12 protein-coding genes are annotated in these 16,539 nt (G+C 44.9%); 8 read left to right on the forward strand and 4 right to left on the reverse strand.

Annotation, left to right across the window (positions count from 1 at the left end; translation table 11 throughout):
- Nucleotides 1-81: 81 nt before the first annotated feature.
- The 3 genes from R7P72_RS12375 to R7P72_RS12385 all read right to left on the reverse strand — a co-directional run bounded on the left by R7P72_RS12375 (nucleotide 82) and on the right by R7P72_RS12385 (nucleotide 3,252).
- Nucleotides 82-2,046 (reverse strand): monovalent cation:proton antiporter-2 (CPA2) family protein, encoded by a 1,965-nt coding sequence (locus R7P72_RS12375; protein ID WP_005385095.1) that lies wholly within the window; start codon nucleotides 2,044-2,046, stop codon nucleotides 82-84.
- Nucleotides 2,043-2,660, reverse strand: a complete 618-nt coding sequence (locus R7P72_RS12380) for an NAD(P)H-dependent oxidoreductase (protein ID WP_005375391.1) — start codon at nucleotides 2,658-2,660, stop codon at nucleotides 2,043-2,045. The genes R7P72_RS12375 and R7P72_RS12380 overlap by 4 nt, the downstream gene beginning before the upstream one ends.
- A 166-nt stretch (nucleotides 2,661-2,826) precedes the next feature.
- Nucleotides 2,827-3,252, reverse strand: a complete 426-nt coding sequence (locus R7P72_RS12385; protein WP_005375398.1) for a universal stress protein — start codon at nucleotides 3,250-3,252, stop codon at nucleotides 2,827-2,829.
- 445 nt (nucleotides 3,253-3,697) lie between these two features.
- Between R7P72_RS12385 and R7P72_RS12390 the strand changes: the two genes are divergently transcribed.
- The 7 genes from R7P72_RS12390 (at nucleotide 3,698) to R7P72_RS12420 (ending at nucleotide 15,515) form a co-directional block, all read left to right on the forward strand.
- A complete protein-coding gene (locus R7P72_RS12390) occupies nucleotides 3,698-5,269 on the forward strand; it encodes an ATP-binding cassette domain-containing protein (RefSeq protein ID WP_053303800.1) in 1,572 nt (523 codons plus the stop codon).
- 206 nt (nucleotides 5,270-5,475) lie between these two features.
- Nucleotides 5,476-7,635, forward strand: a complete 2,160-nt coding sequence (locus R7P72_RS12395) for a prolyl oligopeptidase family serine peptidase (protein ID WP_285437715.1) — start codon at nucleotides 5,476-5,478, stop codon at nucleotides 7,633-7,635.
- Between the two features lie 528 nt (nucleotides 7,636-8,163).
- Nucleotides 8,164-8,955 (forward strand): hypothetical protein, encoded by a 792-nt coding sequence (locus tag R7P72_RS12400; RefSeq protein ID WP_017635247.1) that lies wholly within the window; start codon nucleotides 8,164-8,166, stop codon nucleotides 8,953-8,955.
- Between the two features lie 90 nt (nucleotides 8,956-9,045).
- Nucleotides 9,046-10,188, forward strand: coding sequence for an efflux RND transporter periplasmic adaptor subunit VmeP (gene vmeP, locus R7P72_RS12405; protein ID WP_005391278.1), 1,143 nt, complete (start codon nucleotides 9,046-9,048; stop codon nucleotides 10,186-10,188).
- A 10-nt stretch (nucleotides 10,189-10,198) separates the two neighbouring features.
- A complete protein-coding gene (gene vmeQ / locus R7P72_RS12410) occupies nucleotides 10,199-13,339 on the forward strand; it encodes an efflux RND transporter permease subunit VmeQ (protein ID WP_318110553.1) in 3,141 nt (1,046 codons plus the stop codon).
- A 116-nt stretch (nucleotides 13,340-13,455) separates the two neighbouring features.
- The gene (locus R7P72_RS12415; protein ID WP_213906914.1) at nucleotides 13,456-14,541 is read left to right on the forward strand and encodes an OmpP1/FadL family transporter; all 1,086 of its coding nucleotides are present in this window, start codon (nucleotides 13,456-13,458) and stop codon (nucleotides 14,539-14,541) included.
- A gap of 176 nt (nucleotides 14,542-14,717) precedes the next feature.
- Nucleotides 14,718-15,515: a hypothetical protein gene (locus tag R7P72_RS12420; protein ID WP_053307859.1), complete on the forward strand. Its 798-nt coding sequence runs from the start codon at nucleotides 14,718-14,720 to the stop codon at nucleotides 15,513-15,515.
- Between the two features lie 47 nt (nucleotides 15,516-15,562).
- Here the strand turns inward: R7P72_RS12420 and speG are convergent, their stop codons facing one another.
- A complete protein-coding gene (gene speG, locus R7P72_RS12425; RefSeq protein WP_005375417.1) occupies nucleotides 15,563-16,102 on the reverse strand; it encodes a spermidine N1-acetyltransferase in 540 nt (179 codons plus the stop codon).
- A 245-nt stretch (nucleotides 16,103-16,347) separates the two neighbouring features.
- On the opposite strand from speG, the gene R7P72_RS12430 reads away from it, so the two are divergent.
- A complete protein-coding gene (locus tag R7P72_RS12430) occupies nucleotides 16,348-16,500 on the forward strand; it encodes a hypothetical protein (RefSeq protein WP_005375418.1) in 153 nt (50 codons plus the stop codon).
- The last annotated feature ends 39 nt before the right edge of the window (nucleotides 16,501-16,539 follow it).

A 16,539-nucleotide genomic window follows, 5' to 3' on the forward strand; every position in this document is an offset into this window, starting at 1 on the left:
ATCATTTTATCCTGCACGGCGTGTGGCTCTGTACTGAAAAAATAAAAACCTCCCAAGTGGGAGGTTTTAATATGGAGTGCGTTATCGTTGGATAGGCTCTTCTCTTGGTGGTGTTAGCTCTTGGACGTTATCTTCATTAAAATCATCGGCGTAACCTTTAGGTGGCGGTGTCCAACCACGTTCTGACCGCGATAGTTTGTCATGACGATCTTTTTGCATCTCTTCCGCCATTTTCTCCTCTAACTGAATAAACAGTTGTCGGAAATTGTTGTCATAGCGTTCACCTTCAGAATCATCCTCCCAAGCTTTGTAAAGTATTTCTGACTTACGTGCTTCAACACGCTTATATGTCGCCTTCTGTTGTTCAACAAAGAAGGGGTGAATGCCAAGGGCTTTCATTGTGTGACCGCCCATCTCCAATGCAGAATGGTAGGTCTCTGATTCAATAATATCAGCCCCCGCTTGACGCAAAAGATAGCCATGTCCACGGTCAAAGGCACGTGCAATCACTGTTACTTTTGGGTACGTGTGCTTAACGTACTTCACCAGTTCTACACTCGATTCTTGGTTATCAATCGCCACAACCAACGCAGCGGCGTGCTCAATGCCGGCTGTATGTAGCATATCTGGTCGAGTCGCGTCGCCAAAATAGGCGCGAGTGCCAATCTGGCGCATGTTATCGACTTGGTCAGATTGATGATCAAGTACCACGGTAGTCACGCCGTTTGATACCAATAGGCGATTCACTATTTGTCCAAAGCGGCCGATGCCGGCGATGATCACCGTGCCTGTTTCCTCAATCGTATCGCTTTCGCGTTCATTTGACTGGCTTTCAAAGCGCGGCAGAATCACTCTATCAAACAGAATAAACAAACCTGGTGTCAGGAACATCGAAATCGCAACCACTAACGCAAGAGTTTGTGAAAGTTCAAATGGGATGACGTGGTTTTGCACTGAAAAGCTTAGAAGCACAAAGCCGAATTCACCTGCTTGAGCCAAGCTTAGGGTAAACAGCCAGCGGTTGCTGCCTTTCACCCTAAATATCAGTGCAAGAATAAACAGCACCAAGGCTTTCAAAACCATCACGCCAATGGTCAATGCCATGACCAACCAGAAATCACCAAAAAGGACCGAGAAGTTGATCCCTGCGCCAACGGTAATAAAGAACAGACCTAACAATAGACCTTTAAATGGTTCGATATTGGATTCTAACTCGTGGCGGAATTCACTGTTCGCCAATACAACGCCAGCCAAGAAGGTTCCTAAGGCAGGAGATAAGCCCACTAAACTCATCAGTGCAGCGATACCAATGACAAGCATGAGTGCAGTTGCGGTAAAGATTTCTCGCAAACCAGAGCTAGCCACATAATTGAGCAGAGGTCGACTTAAAAAGTGTCCACCAACGACGACGATTGCTATCGATGCTGTGATTACAATGCCGTATGCCCAGCCGGGTAACCCCGCAACGAGGCTTAATTCTTCATGGTGCGCTGCGGCTGTTTGTGCTGCGGACTGTGCCTGTTCAATTAATTCAGGTAAGGCCAATAGGGGAATGAACGCCAACATTGGTATCACTGCAATATCTTGAAAAAGCAACACGGAGAAAGCGTTTTGTCCACCTTCCGTCTTCGTTAATCCTTTTTCGCTAAAAGTTTGCAAAACAATCGCAGTAGAAGAGAGGGCGAAGATCAAACCTATGGCTAAGGCTATGGTCCAAGGCTGGTCAAAATACAAGGCAATACCCATAATCGCCGCGACGGTACCACCGACTTGCAGACCTCCTAAACCCATTAAGCGATTGCGCATCGCCCACAACATTTTGGGTTCGAGCTCTAAACCAACGAGAAACAGCATCATCACCACGCCAAACTCGGCAAAGTGCTGGATTGTTGTTGTTTCTTCACCGACTAAACCGATAATTGGGCCAATGACCACACCTGCGATGAGATAGCCTAAAACGGACCCAAGTCCCAAACGCTTAGCAAGTGGGACTGCAATTACAGCAGCAATCAAATATATGAAGGCTTGTAAGAATATTCCTGTCATGAAGCCTCCTTAATGAGCTCTGGCAATGCGCTGTTAAGCTTGATTAATGACGCCGCAGCTTCAACATCCAACCTATCTTCGACTAAAGCTGTTAGCAGGCTCTTGTACCGCTCAACATGACGAGGGATTCGCCCTTCTTCATCTGCTGTACGTGCGCCAAACATCGCGAGAGGGGCAATGTAGTTCATGCCGGTCAGTGCGGACATTTGTTCAATGGGCGCAAGCAGTTGACGAATCGTAAAGTGGTTGTAGCCCTCTGCCTTATAAGCTTCTTCTTTGCCCCCTGCAGACAGCACACAAAGCATGGTCTTGCCTTGCAGTGCTGTGCCATCTGTACCGTAAGCAAAGCCATATTCCAAAACCAGATCTTGCCACTCTTTTAAAATCGCAGGCGTTGAATACCAATATAGTGGGAATTGGAAAATCACCACGTCATGCTCACGTAAGCGTTGCTGCTCACGGTCGATATTAATATCGAAACGAGGGTATTCGCCATAGAGATCAACACATGTCACGCCTTCAATTTTTTGAGCTTCTTTGAAAAGTGGAGTATTCACTTCTGAACGATGCTGGGAAGGATGAGCAAAGAGAATGAGTACTTTTTTATTTGCCATAGGGATCCTTGCTATCTAAATAACCATGCCCAGTAGGAGCGCGGGTTGGTTAGAAAATGTAACTCATAAATGATCGCCAAGCTAGTTTGGAAAACTGTTTAAGCTGTTTCAATATCAATAAAAAACCACCAAATAAATTGGTGGTTTTGGGAAGCGTTACGTTTTACTAATCATGAATAGGGACGACTAGAATATCCACCGGTGACTTGTTAATTAAGTGTCTGGAGTAAGAAATAATCTTGCTCCAGAAATCTTGGTGGTGACCACAAATCAGAAGATCCACTTCTTGCTCTTTAATGGTGACCTCTAATTTATCAGCCAAGTCGCCAGTACCTACGAAGAAATGTTTAAGTGGGTAATCCATGTAATCACTAAATGTTTTTAAACATTCCATTGAATGCTCATTCAACGGCCTTTGATCCGGGTTTTCTTTGATGTCTACAAGCTCACGATAGATTTCTCCGTGCGTACCATCAATATGAATAAAGGAGATATCGGAGTCGAGATAGTTTGCCATTGATACCGCTCTGTCGATAAGCACGGTGCTTTCATCTGACAGTTCGAGTGCAACAAGGATATGTTTGTATTTCATAACCACGCCCTTATGTGGATTATCTTTACCCTAAGCATAGTATGGCTTGGATAAAAATTGTGTTGCTAAGATCTCGAAATTGTTCAAAGACTTGTTAAAAAGTTAATGTGATATAACAACTTACTGTGAAACTTTCTTTTTGTTCACATTTGGTTAGAAAGCTTGCTTTTTGAACAAAAAAGCGGCTACACTCTGCGCATCATTTCTCTAGGAGATTACGCCAACATGAAGAACTAAACCTGTCATCCATATTTTTACTTATTTTTTGGATCTGCAGGGTTAGTAGGCGTAGCTCACTTTCCGATATTTCTTTGCAACAAGACGACTTTTTGATTTGACGTATATCGTCGAACTTTACATAGAGCTTAATGCGTTTGTGCACGCGTTTTGTTGCAATTTCAAATCATAGCTACGGCTGTTGTCCCTGTCATACAGGAGGCAAATTATGCCGGTTTTACAAGCTTTTAATGTTAGCCATCAGTTTGATAATGGCGATACGCTATTCCAGTCTACTTCTTGTTCCATGACTAAACGACGTGTTGGTTTGGTTGGGCGCAATGGCATCGGTAAGTCGCTTTTGGCTTCCATTTTGGCGGGCGAAACTCAGCCTGCCAGCGGTGTTGTGACTGCTCCCTCTTCTTTCATGATGTATCGCCAGCAGCCGTCTGATCTGCTTTCAGGTCAGCAATCGATCGCCCAGTTTCTGGGCAAAGATGCGGTCTTGCATGCTTTAAAGCAGATTGAACAAGGTGATGTTTCTGAACATTGGTTCGAACTGGTTGGCGAGCAGTGGGATATTGAATTAAAACTCAAACAGCAGCTCGCTGCGATGGGATTACCGCAAGACCCTGATTTCTCTTGTGCTCGGCTCAGTGGTGGTCAGTTGGCACGTTTGCAGTTATGGCAGTTGTTTGAAAACGAAACGGAGCTTTTGATTCTCGATGAGCCATCCAATCACCTTGATACCGAGGCGAAACAATGGCTGATAGAGTCTATGACGCATTTCAGCGGTGCGATTTTACTCATCAGTCACGATCGTGAGCTGCTGCGAGAGATGGAGGAAATTTGGGAGCTATCGGGCCTAGGTTTACAGGCTTTTGGTGGAAATTACGATGTGTACGCCGAGAAAAAACGCACTGAACTGCAAGCGATCGAGAGGCAGTTAGCGCAAGTCGATAAACAGAAAAAACGGTTAGCCGAGCAAGCCCAAAAAAATCGCGAAAAAGCAGACCAACGCGCCGCGCAAGGGAACAAACTGCGCAAAGACGGCAGTCAGCCCAAAATTTTGCTTGATGGAAAAAAGGATAGCGCGACCGCCAGCGCCTCAAATCGCAATAAGAATGAGCAACTCAGACAAACGCATTTACAAGCCAAAGAACAGGCGTTGCAATTGCGACATGAGCAACTCAAGGCGCAAAAGCTTTATCTTACAGATAATCCGAACCGTTCGCGAAAAGTATTGTCGATACAAGAAGGTATATTACCTTTTGGGAATTCTACACCTATCACGTTGCAGATTTTTGCGAACGACAAAGTCCATCTCAAAGGGAGAAATGGCTGCGGAAAATCAACCTTGTTAAAGACGTTGCTTGGCGAGTTATCGTTGCAGAGTGGTGAGCTGAAAGTGAATACGCCTTTGTATTATCTCGACCAACATTTTGGTGCAGTGAATCCAAATCTTTCGTTACTTGAAAACGTGATGGAGAGCTGCCAGGAGATGACGGAAAGTGAAGCGAGAACCTTATTGGCCGGGATCGGTTTTCGTCGAGATGCTGTGTTTCGGTTGGGGCGCCTACTGAGCGGTGGCGAGAAGATGAAGCTCGCGATGCTGATAGTCAGCCACCAAAACTCTCAGCCTTTGCTGCTGCTTGATGAGCCAGATAATCATCTCGACCTCGAGTCAAAAATAATGCTTAGTCAGGCGTTAAATGTATACAAAGGTGGATTTGTTCTGATTAGTCACGACCAAGATTTCGCTTCTGAGTCTGGGGTTTTGCGCCAAATCGAGCTGACTTAGACGAAAGAGAGTAAACGTCATCGTAGCTCTTCAGTATTGTTCCCAAGTTCTACACTTCCACTTACTAGTTTGTAGAACTGGAAGGAAATGAGGGAGTTAGGATGGCTTTCACAACTCGTTTAATGAAATTAGATTCATTTTGTCGATATATAGTAGAGTTCTGATGTATTGCACAAAAAGACAACAGAAAAATAAAAAGGAATTTCATGAAAAAGAACACCCTAGCACTCACAACCGCTCTCGCACTCGGAAGTGTGTTGTCTGTGGCGCATGCCAATGAAGCGGCGCAATCGTCGGTTGAACAGGTAAGCCCGAAAGCCATCACGTATCCAACCACACAAAAAGTGGATATTGTCGATGACTACTTTGGTACAAAAGTGAGTGATCCTTATCGCTGGTTGGAAGACGATCTCAGCCCAGAAACCGCAGAATGGGTGAAGGCGCAAAATGCAGTGACGTTTGATTATCTGGCGAAAATCCCTTACCGCGAGCAGATTGAAGAGCGCATCACTAAGCTCATGGATTACGAAAAACAAAGCCAGCCGTTCAAAGAGGGTAAGTTCACTTACTTCTACAAAAATGACGGGTTACAAAACCAAGACGTGCTTTATCGGCAGCTAGGTGATGGTGAAGCAGAAATTTTCCTCGATCCAAATACTTTTAGTGAAGATGGCACCACATCGTTAGCGGGAGTGAGCTTTTCACGAGATGGATCTTTGGTTGCATACAGCATTTCGGAAGGCGGTAGCGATTGGCGCAAAGTCATTGTGTTAGACACAGAAACCAAAAAGCCCGTCGGTGAAACGCTGGTGGATATTAAGTTCAGCGGCATCAGTTGGCTCGGCAATCAAGGTTTCTATTACTCAAGTTATGACAAGCCAAAAGGGAGTGAACTTTCCGCGAAGACAGACCAACACAAGCTCTACTTTCATAAACTTGGAACGAAACAAAGTGAAGACCAGCTGATTTTTGGCGGCTTTGAGGAAGAGAAATACCGTTATGTTGGCGGCTATACGTCGGATGATGAACGCTACTTGTTTATCTCAGCCAGCGTATCGACATCGGGTAACAAACTGTTCTTTAAAGATCTGAGTAAGCCAAACAGCCCGCTTAAAACCATTTTAGATAACACCAGTTCTGATACTTGGGTGATAGACAACCAAGGCACGAAACTGTACTTGGTTACGAACCTTAATGCGCCGAACAAACGCGTCGTGACGGTGGATGCGAGTCAGCCGCAACCCAAAAACTGGAAAGATTTGATCCCTGAAACAAAGAACGTGTTACGTGTTTCTACCGCGGGTGGCAATTTGTTTGCGAGCTATATTGTTGATGCGATCTCGATGGTGAAGCAATACGACATGAACGGCAAACTCATCCGAGAAATCAAATTGCCTGATATTGGCAGCGCATACGGTTTCTCGGGTAAAAAAGATGAAACCGAAGTCTACTATTCTTTCACCAACTACAAGATGCCCAGCACTACGTATCGTCTGAACATCAAAGATGGTGATAGCGAGGTGTACTACAAATCTAAAGCGCCATTTGATCCAGCTTTGTATGACTCTCGCCAGGTGTTTTACACCTCAAAAGACGGAACAAAAGTGCCGATGATCATCACCTATAAAAAAGGGACACCGATGGACGGCAGTGCACCAACCATCCTATATGGTTATGGTGGTTTCAACATTAGCCTCACACCATCTTTTAGCCCGACACGTGCGGCTTGGTTGGAGCTTGGTGGTGTTTACGCGGTAGCGAACATTCGTGGCGGTGGGGAGTATGGTAAAGAGTGGCACAACGCTGGCATTCAAATGCAAAAGCAAAATGTGTTTGATGACTTTATTGCTGCGGCTGAATTCCTAATTGATGAAAAGGTAACGTCATCAAACAAGTTAGCCATTAACGGTGGATCGAATGGTGGCTTGTTAGTGGGGGCCGTTATGACGCAACGTCCACAGCTGTTTAAAGTGGCGCTGCCAGCAGTCGGCGTACTGGATATGCTGCGTTACCATACTTTTACCGCAGGTGCTGGTTGGGCGTATGACTACGGCACGGCAGAGCAAAGTAAAGAGATGTTCCAATATCTGAAAAGTTATTCGCCGGTGCACAATGTAAAAGCAGGGGTGGAATACCCAGCAACATTGATTACAACCGGTGATCATGATGACCGTGTTGTTCCTGCTCACTCATACAAATTTGCTGCTGAGTTGCAATCGAAGCAAGCGGGGTCAAATCCGACCTTAATTCGCATCGAAACCAATGCAGGACATGGTGCAGGCACACCAACGCGTAAAATAATTGAGACAAATGCAGATATTTATAGTTTTGCACTGTTCAATATGGGAATAGAGAAACTGCAATAGTGCGAATTGTTTGCGTTTTAGTTATCGAAACGCATCGGCGCTTTATCGCTCGATAATAAAAGGGAATCACAGAGAGTGACTCCCTTTTTATTTATTATAGGCCTACTATTCTAATCTGATGCTAGGCTAATCAAACTAAGGTTTTTTAAATTATTATAATGTTCTAATTAATCTGAAGAGTGTTGTACGATCGAAATGAAACATTGATCGCGATCACCTAAATCCATTGCACTCTCTATTTATATGGTAAAATTAATTAATCATTTGTTCTAATGATAATTGAATTTTCATAAGTTTTAATATTTCCTTCTTCATTGGTATTACCAAATTTCAAGTTATATAAGATATAAGTAGCGGTGATTGAACTTTTACGATGCTTTATTTTATTTTAATTAAAACGTCGAATGTTTCGTCATTATTGAATTTGCTTTGATAATTTATGTTATCCAAAGCGAGTTGTGTTGCTTGCTATTTATGATGACCTCATGACGTGAATAATTTTATAATCATTAAAATGGATACAGTTTTATGAATTTAGTGAAACCGTCTGTTGCCATTATGGTTGCAGCCCTACAACTCGCGTCTTCTGCCTATGCGCAGACAAACAATAACGAAGAACTACAAGATATGTCTGACCCACTTGCGGTATACACCCAAGCGGGCTTTGGTATTACTGATAAAGGCGCGAACATCAAAATCGGTCAAACTTATCAATCTAGCCAGCCTGGTACCATGGCGATGAACATCATTGAAATGAAAGGCATTGGTGGTGAGCTATTTGGCATTCGCGACAATGACGATCCAATATATGCCAACGTTGATGACAGCATTGACTCTTTCAGACTACGTAATTTCCAAGTAGAAGTCGCAAAAGGTCTAGGCCGTCAATTAGATGTAAACTACGACGTTGATAACGATAAATTAGATGCATCTTATAGCTTTATTCAAGGCCTACCTAAGTTTGGCATGTTGCAGTTATTTCCTTTGGCTGGTGCGGGTGTCACTATTGCTAATGATTTTAGTGGTGATGACAAAGGTTATGAAATTCCAGGTACTTTCACTGTTGTCGGTATGTACTCAAAAATTGAATTAACCGATAAAATCTGGATTAACTACAACCCAATGTATATGCATACATTATCAGGGTCTAGTCAATATAAAGATACTTATTACGCGGGTGAAGATAATATCTTAACTCATGAGTTTGCGTTGTCTTATCAAATTAATCCTCGCGCAAATATTCGTTACTTTGCAAACTGGAATGAGCACGTTAATTTCGGTGATGGTGATCACCGTATCGAATTTAACTACCAATTCTAACTCCCTCGTTTATTTCCAGAATAGAAAGTGCGTTTATCCATATATTTAAATATTTAGGCTAGGGCACTTTCTACATAAAGTAGGTTTATCATGAAAGCCAAATATAAATTTGCGTTGGTATCTATTGCTATATCTTCTGCATTACTATCAGGATGCAAAACTGGCGATATCGCAACGAAAACTGCCCAAGCACCCTCTGTTGAAACCGTTACCCTAACCGAAACAAAAATCACTCCTTATCATACTTTTATCGGTCGAACTGAAGCGGTAAATGACGTTGATATTATGCCTCGAGTCGGTGGCGAATTAACCGCGATTCATTTTAAAGATGGCGATATGGTCGAAAAAGGCCAATTGCTGTTTGAAATCGACGACCGTCCTTACAAAGCGGCACTGGCGTATGCAAAAGCGTCGTTGCAAAAAGCAAAAGCACAACTCGTTCAAACTACGCGTGATGCAGAACGTGTGAAGAAACTTATCAAAGATAAAAGCATCAGTGAGCAGCAATACGATGACGCCATTGCTGCGCACGCCGCAGCGATTGCCTCGGTAGAAGAGGCGAAAGCGACGCTGGTTTCAGCAAGGCTCGATCTTGAATTTAGCTCTGTGCGTGCTCCTTTCTCTGGCCGCGTGGGTTTCAGCAACTTCCGAGTGGGTGACCGTATTTCGAAAATTCAACTCGTTCCTCTTGTTTCGATCACTCAAATCGACCCAATTCGCTTTGGCTTTGATGTTGATGAGAAGCTCTACCGCCGCGTAAGAAGCGCGATTGATGTGGCTCATCGTAACGATGATAAACTGGATGTTGATTTAACACTGACGCTTTCAGACGGTTCATTGTATCCGCTTGATGGCAAGATCTACGCCGTTGGCAACAAGATCGATTTAGAAACAGGCTCAATTCGAGCAGAAGCACAATTCGATAACCCAACTTACGCGCTTATGCCGGGTGAATATGGCAACTTGACCATCAAGCTGCGCAACAAAACCATTGATGGTTTGCTTATCCCATCGGCGGCTGTTCAGCAAGACCAAGCGGGTGACTACGTCATGGTGGTTGGTGATGATCACGTGGTGTCTCGTCGTAACGTTGAACTCGGTCAGACCTACGGTGTGAAACGTGCTGTGCTGACTGGTTTGGCGGCTAACGAAAAAGTCATCGTCAATGGTCTACAAAAAGTGCGTCCGGGTGCAACGGTGAAAGACGTTGAGCTACAGAGTGAACAAGGCTGAGTGAGTACTGATGTTAAGTAAATTTTTCATTCACCGGCCGAAGTTTGCTTTGGTGATCTCACTGGCGATGACATTGATGGGTATGATCGCCCTGAAAGTCTTGCCAATTTCTGAGTATCCTCAAATCTCTCCAACGGTAATTACGGTGAGCACCATGTATCCGGGTGCAAACGCGGACGTGGTTAAAAAGACCGTAGCACAACCGATAGAAGCCAAAGTCAACGGCGTTGAAGACATGATTTACATGTCTTCTGTGATTGGTAACGATGGCTCATACACATTGCGTATTTACTTCCGAGTGGGCGCAGATGGCGATATGGCGCAGGTTCGTGTGAACAACTTGGTGGCACAGGCGACGTCGTCTCTACCACAAGAAGTAAACCAAATCGGTGTGACGGTTAAGAAGAAATCTTCCGACATGCTGGGCGTTATCACACTGCGTTCTCCGAAACAGTCTCACGACAGTATCTACCTTTCTAACTACGCGGATCTCAATATTGTCGAGCGTCTAAAACGTATCGAAGGTATGAGTGACATTACGCTGCTGGGTAAGAAAGACTACTCAATGCGTATTTGGTTGAACCCAAATAAACTGGCTACCTTGAAGCTTTCTGCTAGCGATGTTATTGGCGCAATTAAAACGCAAAACATCCAAGTGGCGGCGGGTAAGATCGGTGGTATGCCAGCTCCAGGTGACCAGCAATATCAATATGTTTTGCAAACCAAAGGCCGCCTCACTTCTGCGGAAGAGTTCGAGAACATCATCATTCGTGCGAGCAAGAAAGGTTCTTTGATTCGCTTGAAAGATGTGGCTCGTGTGGAAGTTGGTGCACAAGGTTACGAAGCTGATGGTCGTATGAATAACGAACCAGCCGCCGTTCTGGCCTTGTACCAGTTGCCGACCGCGAACGCGCTAGACGTGATGGAACGCGTGAAAGAGGCCATGAAAGAGTACGAGAAATCGTTCCCAGATGATTTGGTCTACGACATCGCGTATGACTCTACCGAATACGTAGAGACATCGATTGATGAAGTGTACGAGACGCTGGTGATTGCAGTACTTCTTGTCACCTTCGTTGTGTACGTTTTCTTGCAGAACTGGCGAGCGACCATCATTCCAACCTTAGCGATTCCGGTTTTCATCATTGCGACGTTCGCAATCATAGGCGTGATGGGCATGACCATTAACACGATCTCGTTGTTTGGCTTGATCCTCGCCATCGGTATCGTGGTGGACGATGCGATCATCGTGGTAGAGAACGTGGAGCGGGTTATCCATGAAGAGCATTTAGACCCGATTCCGGCCACGATCCAAGCTATGAAAGAAGTGACAGGGCCAGTATTGGCAACAACGCTTATTTTGTTGGCGGTATTTGTACCGGTTGCGCTATTGCCGGGTATTTCTGGTCGAATGTTCAACCAGTTCGCGGTCACCATCTGTGTATCGGTGCTGCTCTCTGCGATCAACGCATTAACGTTAACGCCAGCGCTTTGTGCGTTGATGTTGAAATCTACTCACTCGCAACCTATTGCGCCTTTGCGTGCGTTTAACCGAGGTTTTGAAGCAATAACGCGCAAATACCAAGGTTTAGTTGGCTTCTTGAGCCGCCGCATTGTGCTGAGTATCGGTGTTTATGGCGCGCTTATTGCGGTGCTGGCATTTGCGTTCATGACCGTACCTTCTTCTTTCGTTCCGAACGAAGATAAAGGCGTGTTCATGGTCGAAATGCGTTTGCCAGACGCAGCAGCATTGCAGCGTACTGCACCATTAATGAAGAAGTACGTTGATGAGCTAAAACAGATGGAAGGTGTGGAGAACGTGGTTTCGGTTGCGGGCTTCTCGGTAATTAACATGGCGTCGATTCCAAACTCGGGCATGTTGATCATCAAACTGGATAACTGGAGCAAACGTAAAGACCCTGAACTACACCAACGTGCGTTGATGAACAAAGTTAACCAAATGCTGAACTCAACGCCAGATGCCGCTTCGTTCGTTTTCGCGACGCCGGCAATCAAAGGCATGGGTGCGGTGGATGGTTTCAACCTTGTGCTGCAGGACAACTTGGGCCGTTCTCCACAAGAGTTGGCAAAAACAACCGCTGATTTTGTTGCCCAAATCAATCAACTGCCTGAAGTGGCGCGTGCGTTCTCGATTTTCCGTGCGAACATTCCGCAACGCTACATCGATATTGATCGCGATAAAGCGATTTCGATGGGCGTACCGTTGAATGAAATCTTCAGCACACTGCAAGCACAGTTGGGCGGTGCCTACATTTCTGACTTCAACTTGTTTGGTCGTTCGTACCAAGTGAAAGTGCAAGCAGAAGAGCAATACCGTGACAACATCGACGACATCGACCATCTGTTTGTTCGCTCAAGCTCTGGAAAAATGGTGTCACTGGCAACGCTAGTGAAAGTGAAGCCGATCTTCGGCCCTGATACCTTATCGAACTACAACATGTTCAGTTCTGCAACCGTGAACGGTGCGCCAGCGCCAGGTTACAGCTCGGGTGATGTTGTAAAAGCCATTGAAAAACTGGCTGCGGAATCTTTGCCAAGTGGTTACTCGTACGAGTGGTCAGGCATGACTTACCAAGAGATGAAAGCAGGCAACATGGCACCAATCGCGTTCGCATTGTCTTTGCTGTTCACCTACTTGTTCTTGGTGGCTCAGTACGAAAGTTGGACCATTCCTGCTGCGGTAATGATGGCGGTTCCAGTCGCGATTCTCGGCGCAATGGGCACGCTACTGCTGGTGGGACAACCGTTCGATTTGTACGTGCAGATTGGTGTCGTCATCTTGATCGGTATGTCCGCCAAAGTGGCGATTCTTATCGTGGAATTTGCCAAAGTTCTGCGAGAAGAAAAGGGCTTATCCATCATTGATGCTGCCAAAGAAGCTGCTCGAATTCGTTTCCGTGCAGTACAGATGACCGCATTCGCCTTCATCTGGGGGGTATTCCCGTTGGTGATTGCATCGGGTGCTGGTGCGGCATCTCGTCACTCACTGGGCTTTGCGGTATTCGGCGGCATGATTCTCTCTACGTTTGTAGGCACGTTGCTGACGCCGGTGTTCTTCGTGATGATGCAATCTCTGCGCGAGAAGTTTAAGCGAAAGAAACCCACTGAACTTGAGGTGAGCGAGCAATAACGCTGATTTCAACTGACTCCACAACACCCCCACGCTGTGTGCGATTGGCCAATGCCTTTCATTGATATACAACCACCGTCGCAGCGTGGGTTCCCCAAAAAATAATAGGTTTTAGCATGAAAAATCTTTCAAAAATCATCGTAGCGAGCTCTCTACTGACGTGTGCTGCTGCGCAAGCGGGTGGGTTATACCTTTACGAAACAACAGCATCGGATATTGGTTTGGCATCCGCTGGTATGGCGGCTCGTGCGCAAGATGCCTCAGTAATGGCAGCAAACCCGGCTGGTCTGGCGAATGTTTCTGGTAAATCTTTCTCTGGTAACCTGATTGGCCTTTACGGTGACGCGCAACTAGACACGATGACTGGCGATGCGGGCAACGTGATTGGTTTTGTTCCTATGGCGTCGGCATTTTACAGCCAACAAGTAAACGACAAATGGACGCTGGGTATTGGTCTGTATGGCAACTACGGTCTTGGCCTCGAGTACGAAGGTCTTTTGAATAATCATTTAGATATTCCTACAGCAACGACGCAAGCCTTAACCATTCAACCTTCCGCTTCTTACCGCATCAATGATCACTGGTCTGTGGGTGCGGCGCTTGGCATTCAGTACGGTATGTATGAAGTGGAAACGAAGGGAGCCCTGAACTTCAATGACGAAGACCAAGATACTCAGCTCAACGGCCGAGTAGGTGTGCTTTATGAGGCAACACCAGGCACGCGTCTTGGGTTGTCTTACTCTTCTGAAACCGAATTTGAATTCGACAATAGTAACTCCATTGCTCCACAACAACTGATCTTCAGTGCTTACCATGAAGTGAATGATGACCTAGCGGTGATGTGGAACGTGAACTGGCAAGACTGGAGCGAATACACAACCACGCTGGGCGTAGAGACACAAGACACTTACCAAATCGCATTGGGTACTCAGTACAAACTGAATGAAAAAATGATGTGGAATGCAGGTTTTGCATTCGATACCAGCATGTATGAAAGCCAATCAAACGGTGACATTACCGTTCCTACTGGCAAGGCGTACCGCATTGGTACAGGCATTGATTACAAATTGGATTCAGAAAACTCAATTGGTTTCGCGTTTGAAGCGATCTTGATGGAATCGTCAGAAACGCCACGCTCACAAGCTGGCTTTGATGAGCCTGCGCTGTACTTCATGAGCATGAGCTACAACTGGAAAAACTAATCATTCCTAATCGCTAAAACGCCTTCCTTACAGGCCATTCTACCCTAACTACCTGCACTGGATGCTGTCACGCCATCTAAGGTAGTTAGGGCGCTTTTGTCACATCCAGTGAGTGATGATTCAAAAAATATCTGCGCAGCTAAGTGCGGGTATTCAACATCTCAAAGGACTAAAAAATGAAAAACAAACTAGCGTTAGTGTGTACGACTTTGTTGGTCAGTACGCTGGCTCATGGTGCCGAGCATCGAGTAAAAGACAATAAAAACAAGTTGGCGGATGACCCAACAAAAGTCATCACGAAATTTGGCGCGTCGTACGCAAACAACTACGATTTTGATGATCAAAACATCTCATTCTCGGGCTCACTTGCGCTTGACCAAGCGCGCAAAATTAACCTGCGTATCAATGATGATGCGAGCGAGTGGCGTATTGGTGGCTCGTGGTTGTTTCCGGTCGGTATCGTGAACTTCAACTTCGGTAAAAATGAATACGTAAACGGCGCGGATCAAACCAACTACAGCGTTGGTACCTTTATGCCGCTAAGTTATTTCGGGATTGAGCCAGCAGGCTTCCAAATTTTCCCAATGGCAGGCTATACGTACAACACTGGTGATGTTCCTGTTTGTGACGGTGCAGAAAGTAGCCACTGTAGCGAGCCTAACTTTACGGGCACGCCAAGTGCAGAGAATGGCTTCAATATGATGAGCTCTTCAGGCAGTAGCGGTTACGTTGGTGTATTTGCGCTGAAATCGTTTACCAAAGAGCTGACGTTAATCAGCTTCGCAGCGGGCACTTACGGCTCAGAAAACAGTGAAGGAGAGAATTACAAAGGCTTCTTTGGTGGGATCGGTCTTGGTTACCTTGTGAACAGACGCCACTCGTTTAACGTAATGACGTTTGTCATGGACAACAACACCTATTTGGATGAAGCAGACAAGCGCATCGTATTATCATATCAATATCAATTTGAATAAATAAAAACGCAGCCCAAATAGCTGCGTTTTTACTTTGATAGAATGAACTAGTGAATTGAGTTGTTTTCTTCGATCTTTTTCTGGTACTGGTGTTTTAATATATACATGCGCTTAACATCGCTGTAAGCGCCGTTAATAAAGTATTCTTCTACAAGGTGACCTTCTTCAATAAAGCCGCATTTTTTGTATAAGTGAATAGCGACTTCGTTATCCACTGCGACTAATAAGTAGATTTTACGTAGATTAAGAATTGAGAATGAGTAATCTAACGCACGATTAATCATCTCTGTCGCATAACCTCTGCCTTGATGCTCTGGGGCGATGATTATCTGAAATTCCGCGCTGCGGTGAATGTAGTTAATCTCGATCAGCTCAACTAAGCCAATTACGATGCCGTCTTCATCTTCGACGACAAAACGCCTTTCAGCGTCATCATGTATATGTTTTCGATAAAGTTCTTCGAGCTCGTCATAAGACTCGTAAGGTTCTTCGAACCAGTAGGCCATGATATTTCGGTTGTTATTCAGTTCATGAATAAAGCGCAAATCAGAACGCTCTAATGCACGCATTTTTAGGCCTTTCTTCATCATTTTTCTCCAATGAGGGCGGAGAATACCTCCGCACTTGATGCTAGAAAATATTACCGTATTTCACAAGAATAGCGCATCTTTTTTGGAAAATATCCTGTGATTTTCAATGTGGAAACTTAGAGTTCACGACAAATATAAATTAATCTTTACGATAAAAAACTCGATTAGGTGCTTTGCCTAATATCGTATTAAATACCGCGCAACGACTTAGTGTCTTAATCTAAACAAACAAGGTATTCAATATGTTTTCAATCGGTGACGTAGTAGTAGCGACTAAAGGTATCGATCTTGGCGAAATGGTTGTTACAGGTTTAAGCAGTGGCGGTTTTTACACACATGTAAAAGCAGGCGAAAAAACACTAACTTACCCAGCTAAAGATCTTAAGAAAGCATAATTAAATTTGCTCATTCTTATTTTTAGCTGGCTTAAAGTT

This window comes from Vibrio sp. Vb0888 (assembly GCF_033338835.1).
GTDB classification, from domain to species: domain Bacteria; phylum Pseudomonadota; class Gammaproteobacteria; order Enterobacterales; family Vibrionaceae; genus Vibrio; species Vibrio alginolyticus.

Bases quoted from the DNA above. Each gene is read 5' to 3' on its own strand.
- speG (WP_005375417.1), bottom strand. From the start codon at position 16,102: ATGAAGAAAGGCCTAAAAATGCGTGCATTAGAGCGTTCTGATTTGCGC.
- vmeQ (WP_318110553.1), top strand. From the start codon at position 10,199: ATGTTAAGTAAATTTTTCATTCACCGGCCGAAGTTTGCTTTGGTGATC.
- R7P72_RS12385 (WP_005375398.1), bottom strand. From the start codon at position 3,252: ATGAAATACAAACATATCCTTGTTGCACTCGAACTGTCAGATGAAAGC.
- R7P72_RS12415 (WP_213906914.1), top strand. From the start codon at position 13,456: ATGAAAAATCTTTCAAAAATCATCGTAGCGAGCTCTCTACTGACGTGT.
- R7P72_RS12380 (WP_005375391.1), bottom strand. From the start codon at position 2,660: ATGGCAAATAAAAAAGTACTCATTCTCTTTGCTCATCCTTCCCAGCAT.
- R7P72_RS12395 (WP_285437715.1), top strand. From the start codon at position 5,476: ATGAAAAAGAACACCCTAGCACTCACAACCGCTCTCGCACTCGGAAGT.
- vmeP (WP_005391278.1), top strand. From the start codon at position 9,046: ATGAAAGCCAAATATAAATTTGCGTTGGTATCTATTGCTATATCTTCT.
- R7P72_RS12375 (WP_005385095.1), bottom strand. From the start codon at position 2,046: ATGACAGGAATATTCTTACAAGCCTTCATATATTTGATTGCTGCTGTA.
- R7P72_RS12400 (WP_017635247.1), top strand. From the start codon at position 8,164: ATGAATTTAGTGAAACCGTCTGTTGCCATTATGGTTGCAGCCCTACAA.
- R7P72_RS12390 (WP_053303800.1), top strand. From the start codon at position 3,698: ATGCCGGTTTTACAAGCTTTTAATGTTAGCCATCAGTTTGATAATGGC.
- R7P72_RS12420 (WP_053307859.1), top strand. From the start codon at position 14,718: ATGAAAAACAAACTAGCGTTAGTGTGTACGACTTTGTTGGTCAGTACG.
- R7P72_RS12430 (WP_005375418.1), top strand. From the start codon at position 16,348: ATGTTTTCAATCGGTGACGTAGTAGTAGCGACTAAAGGTATCGATCTT.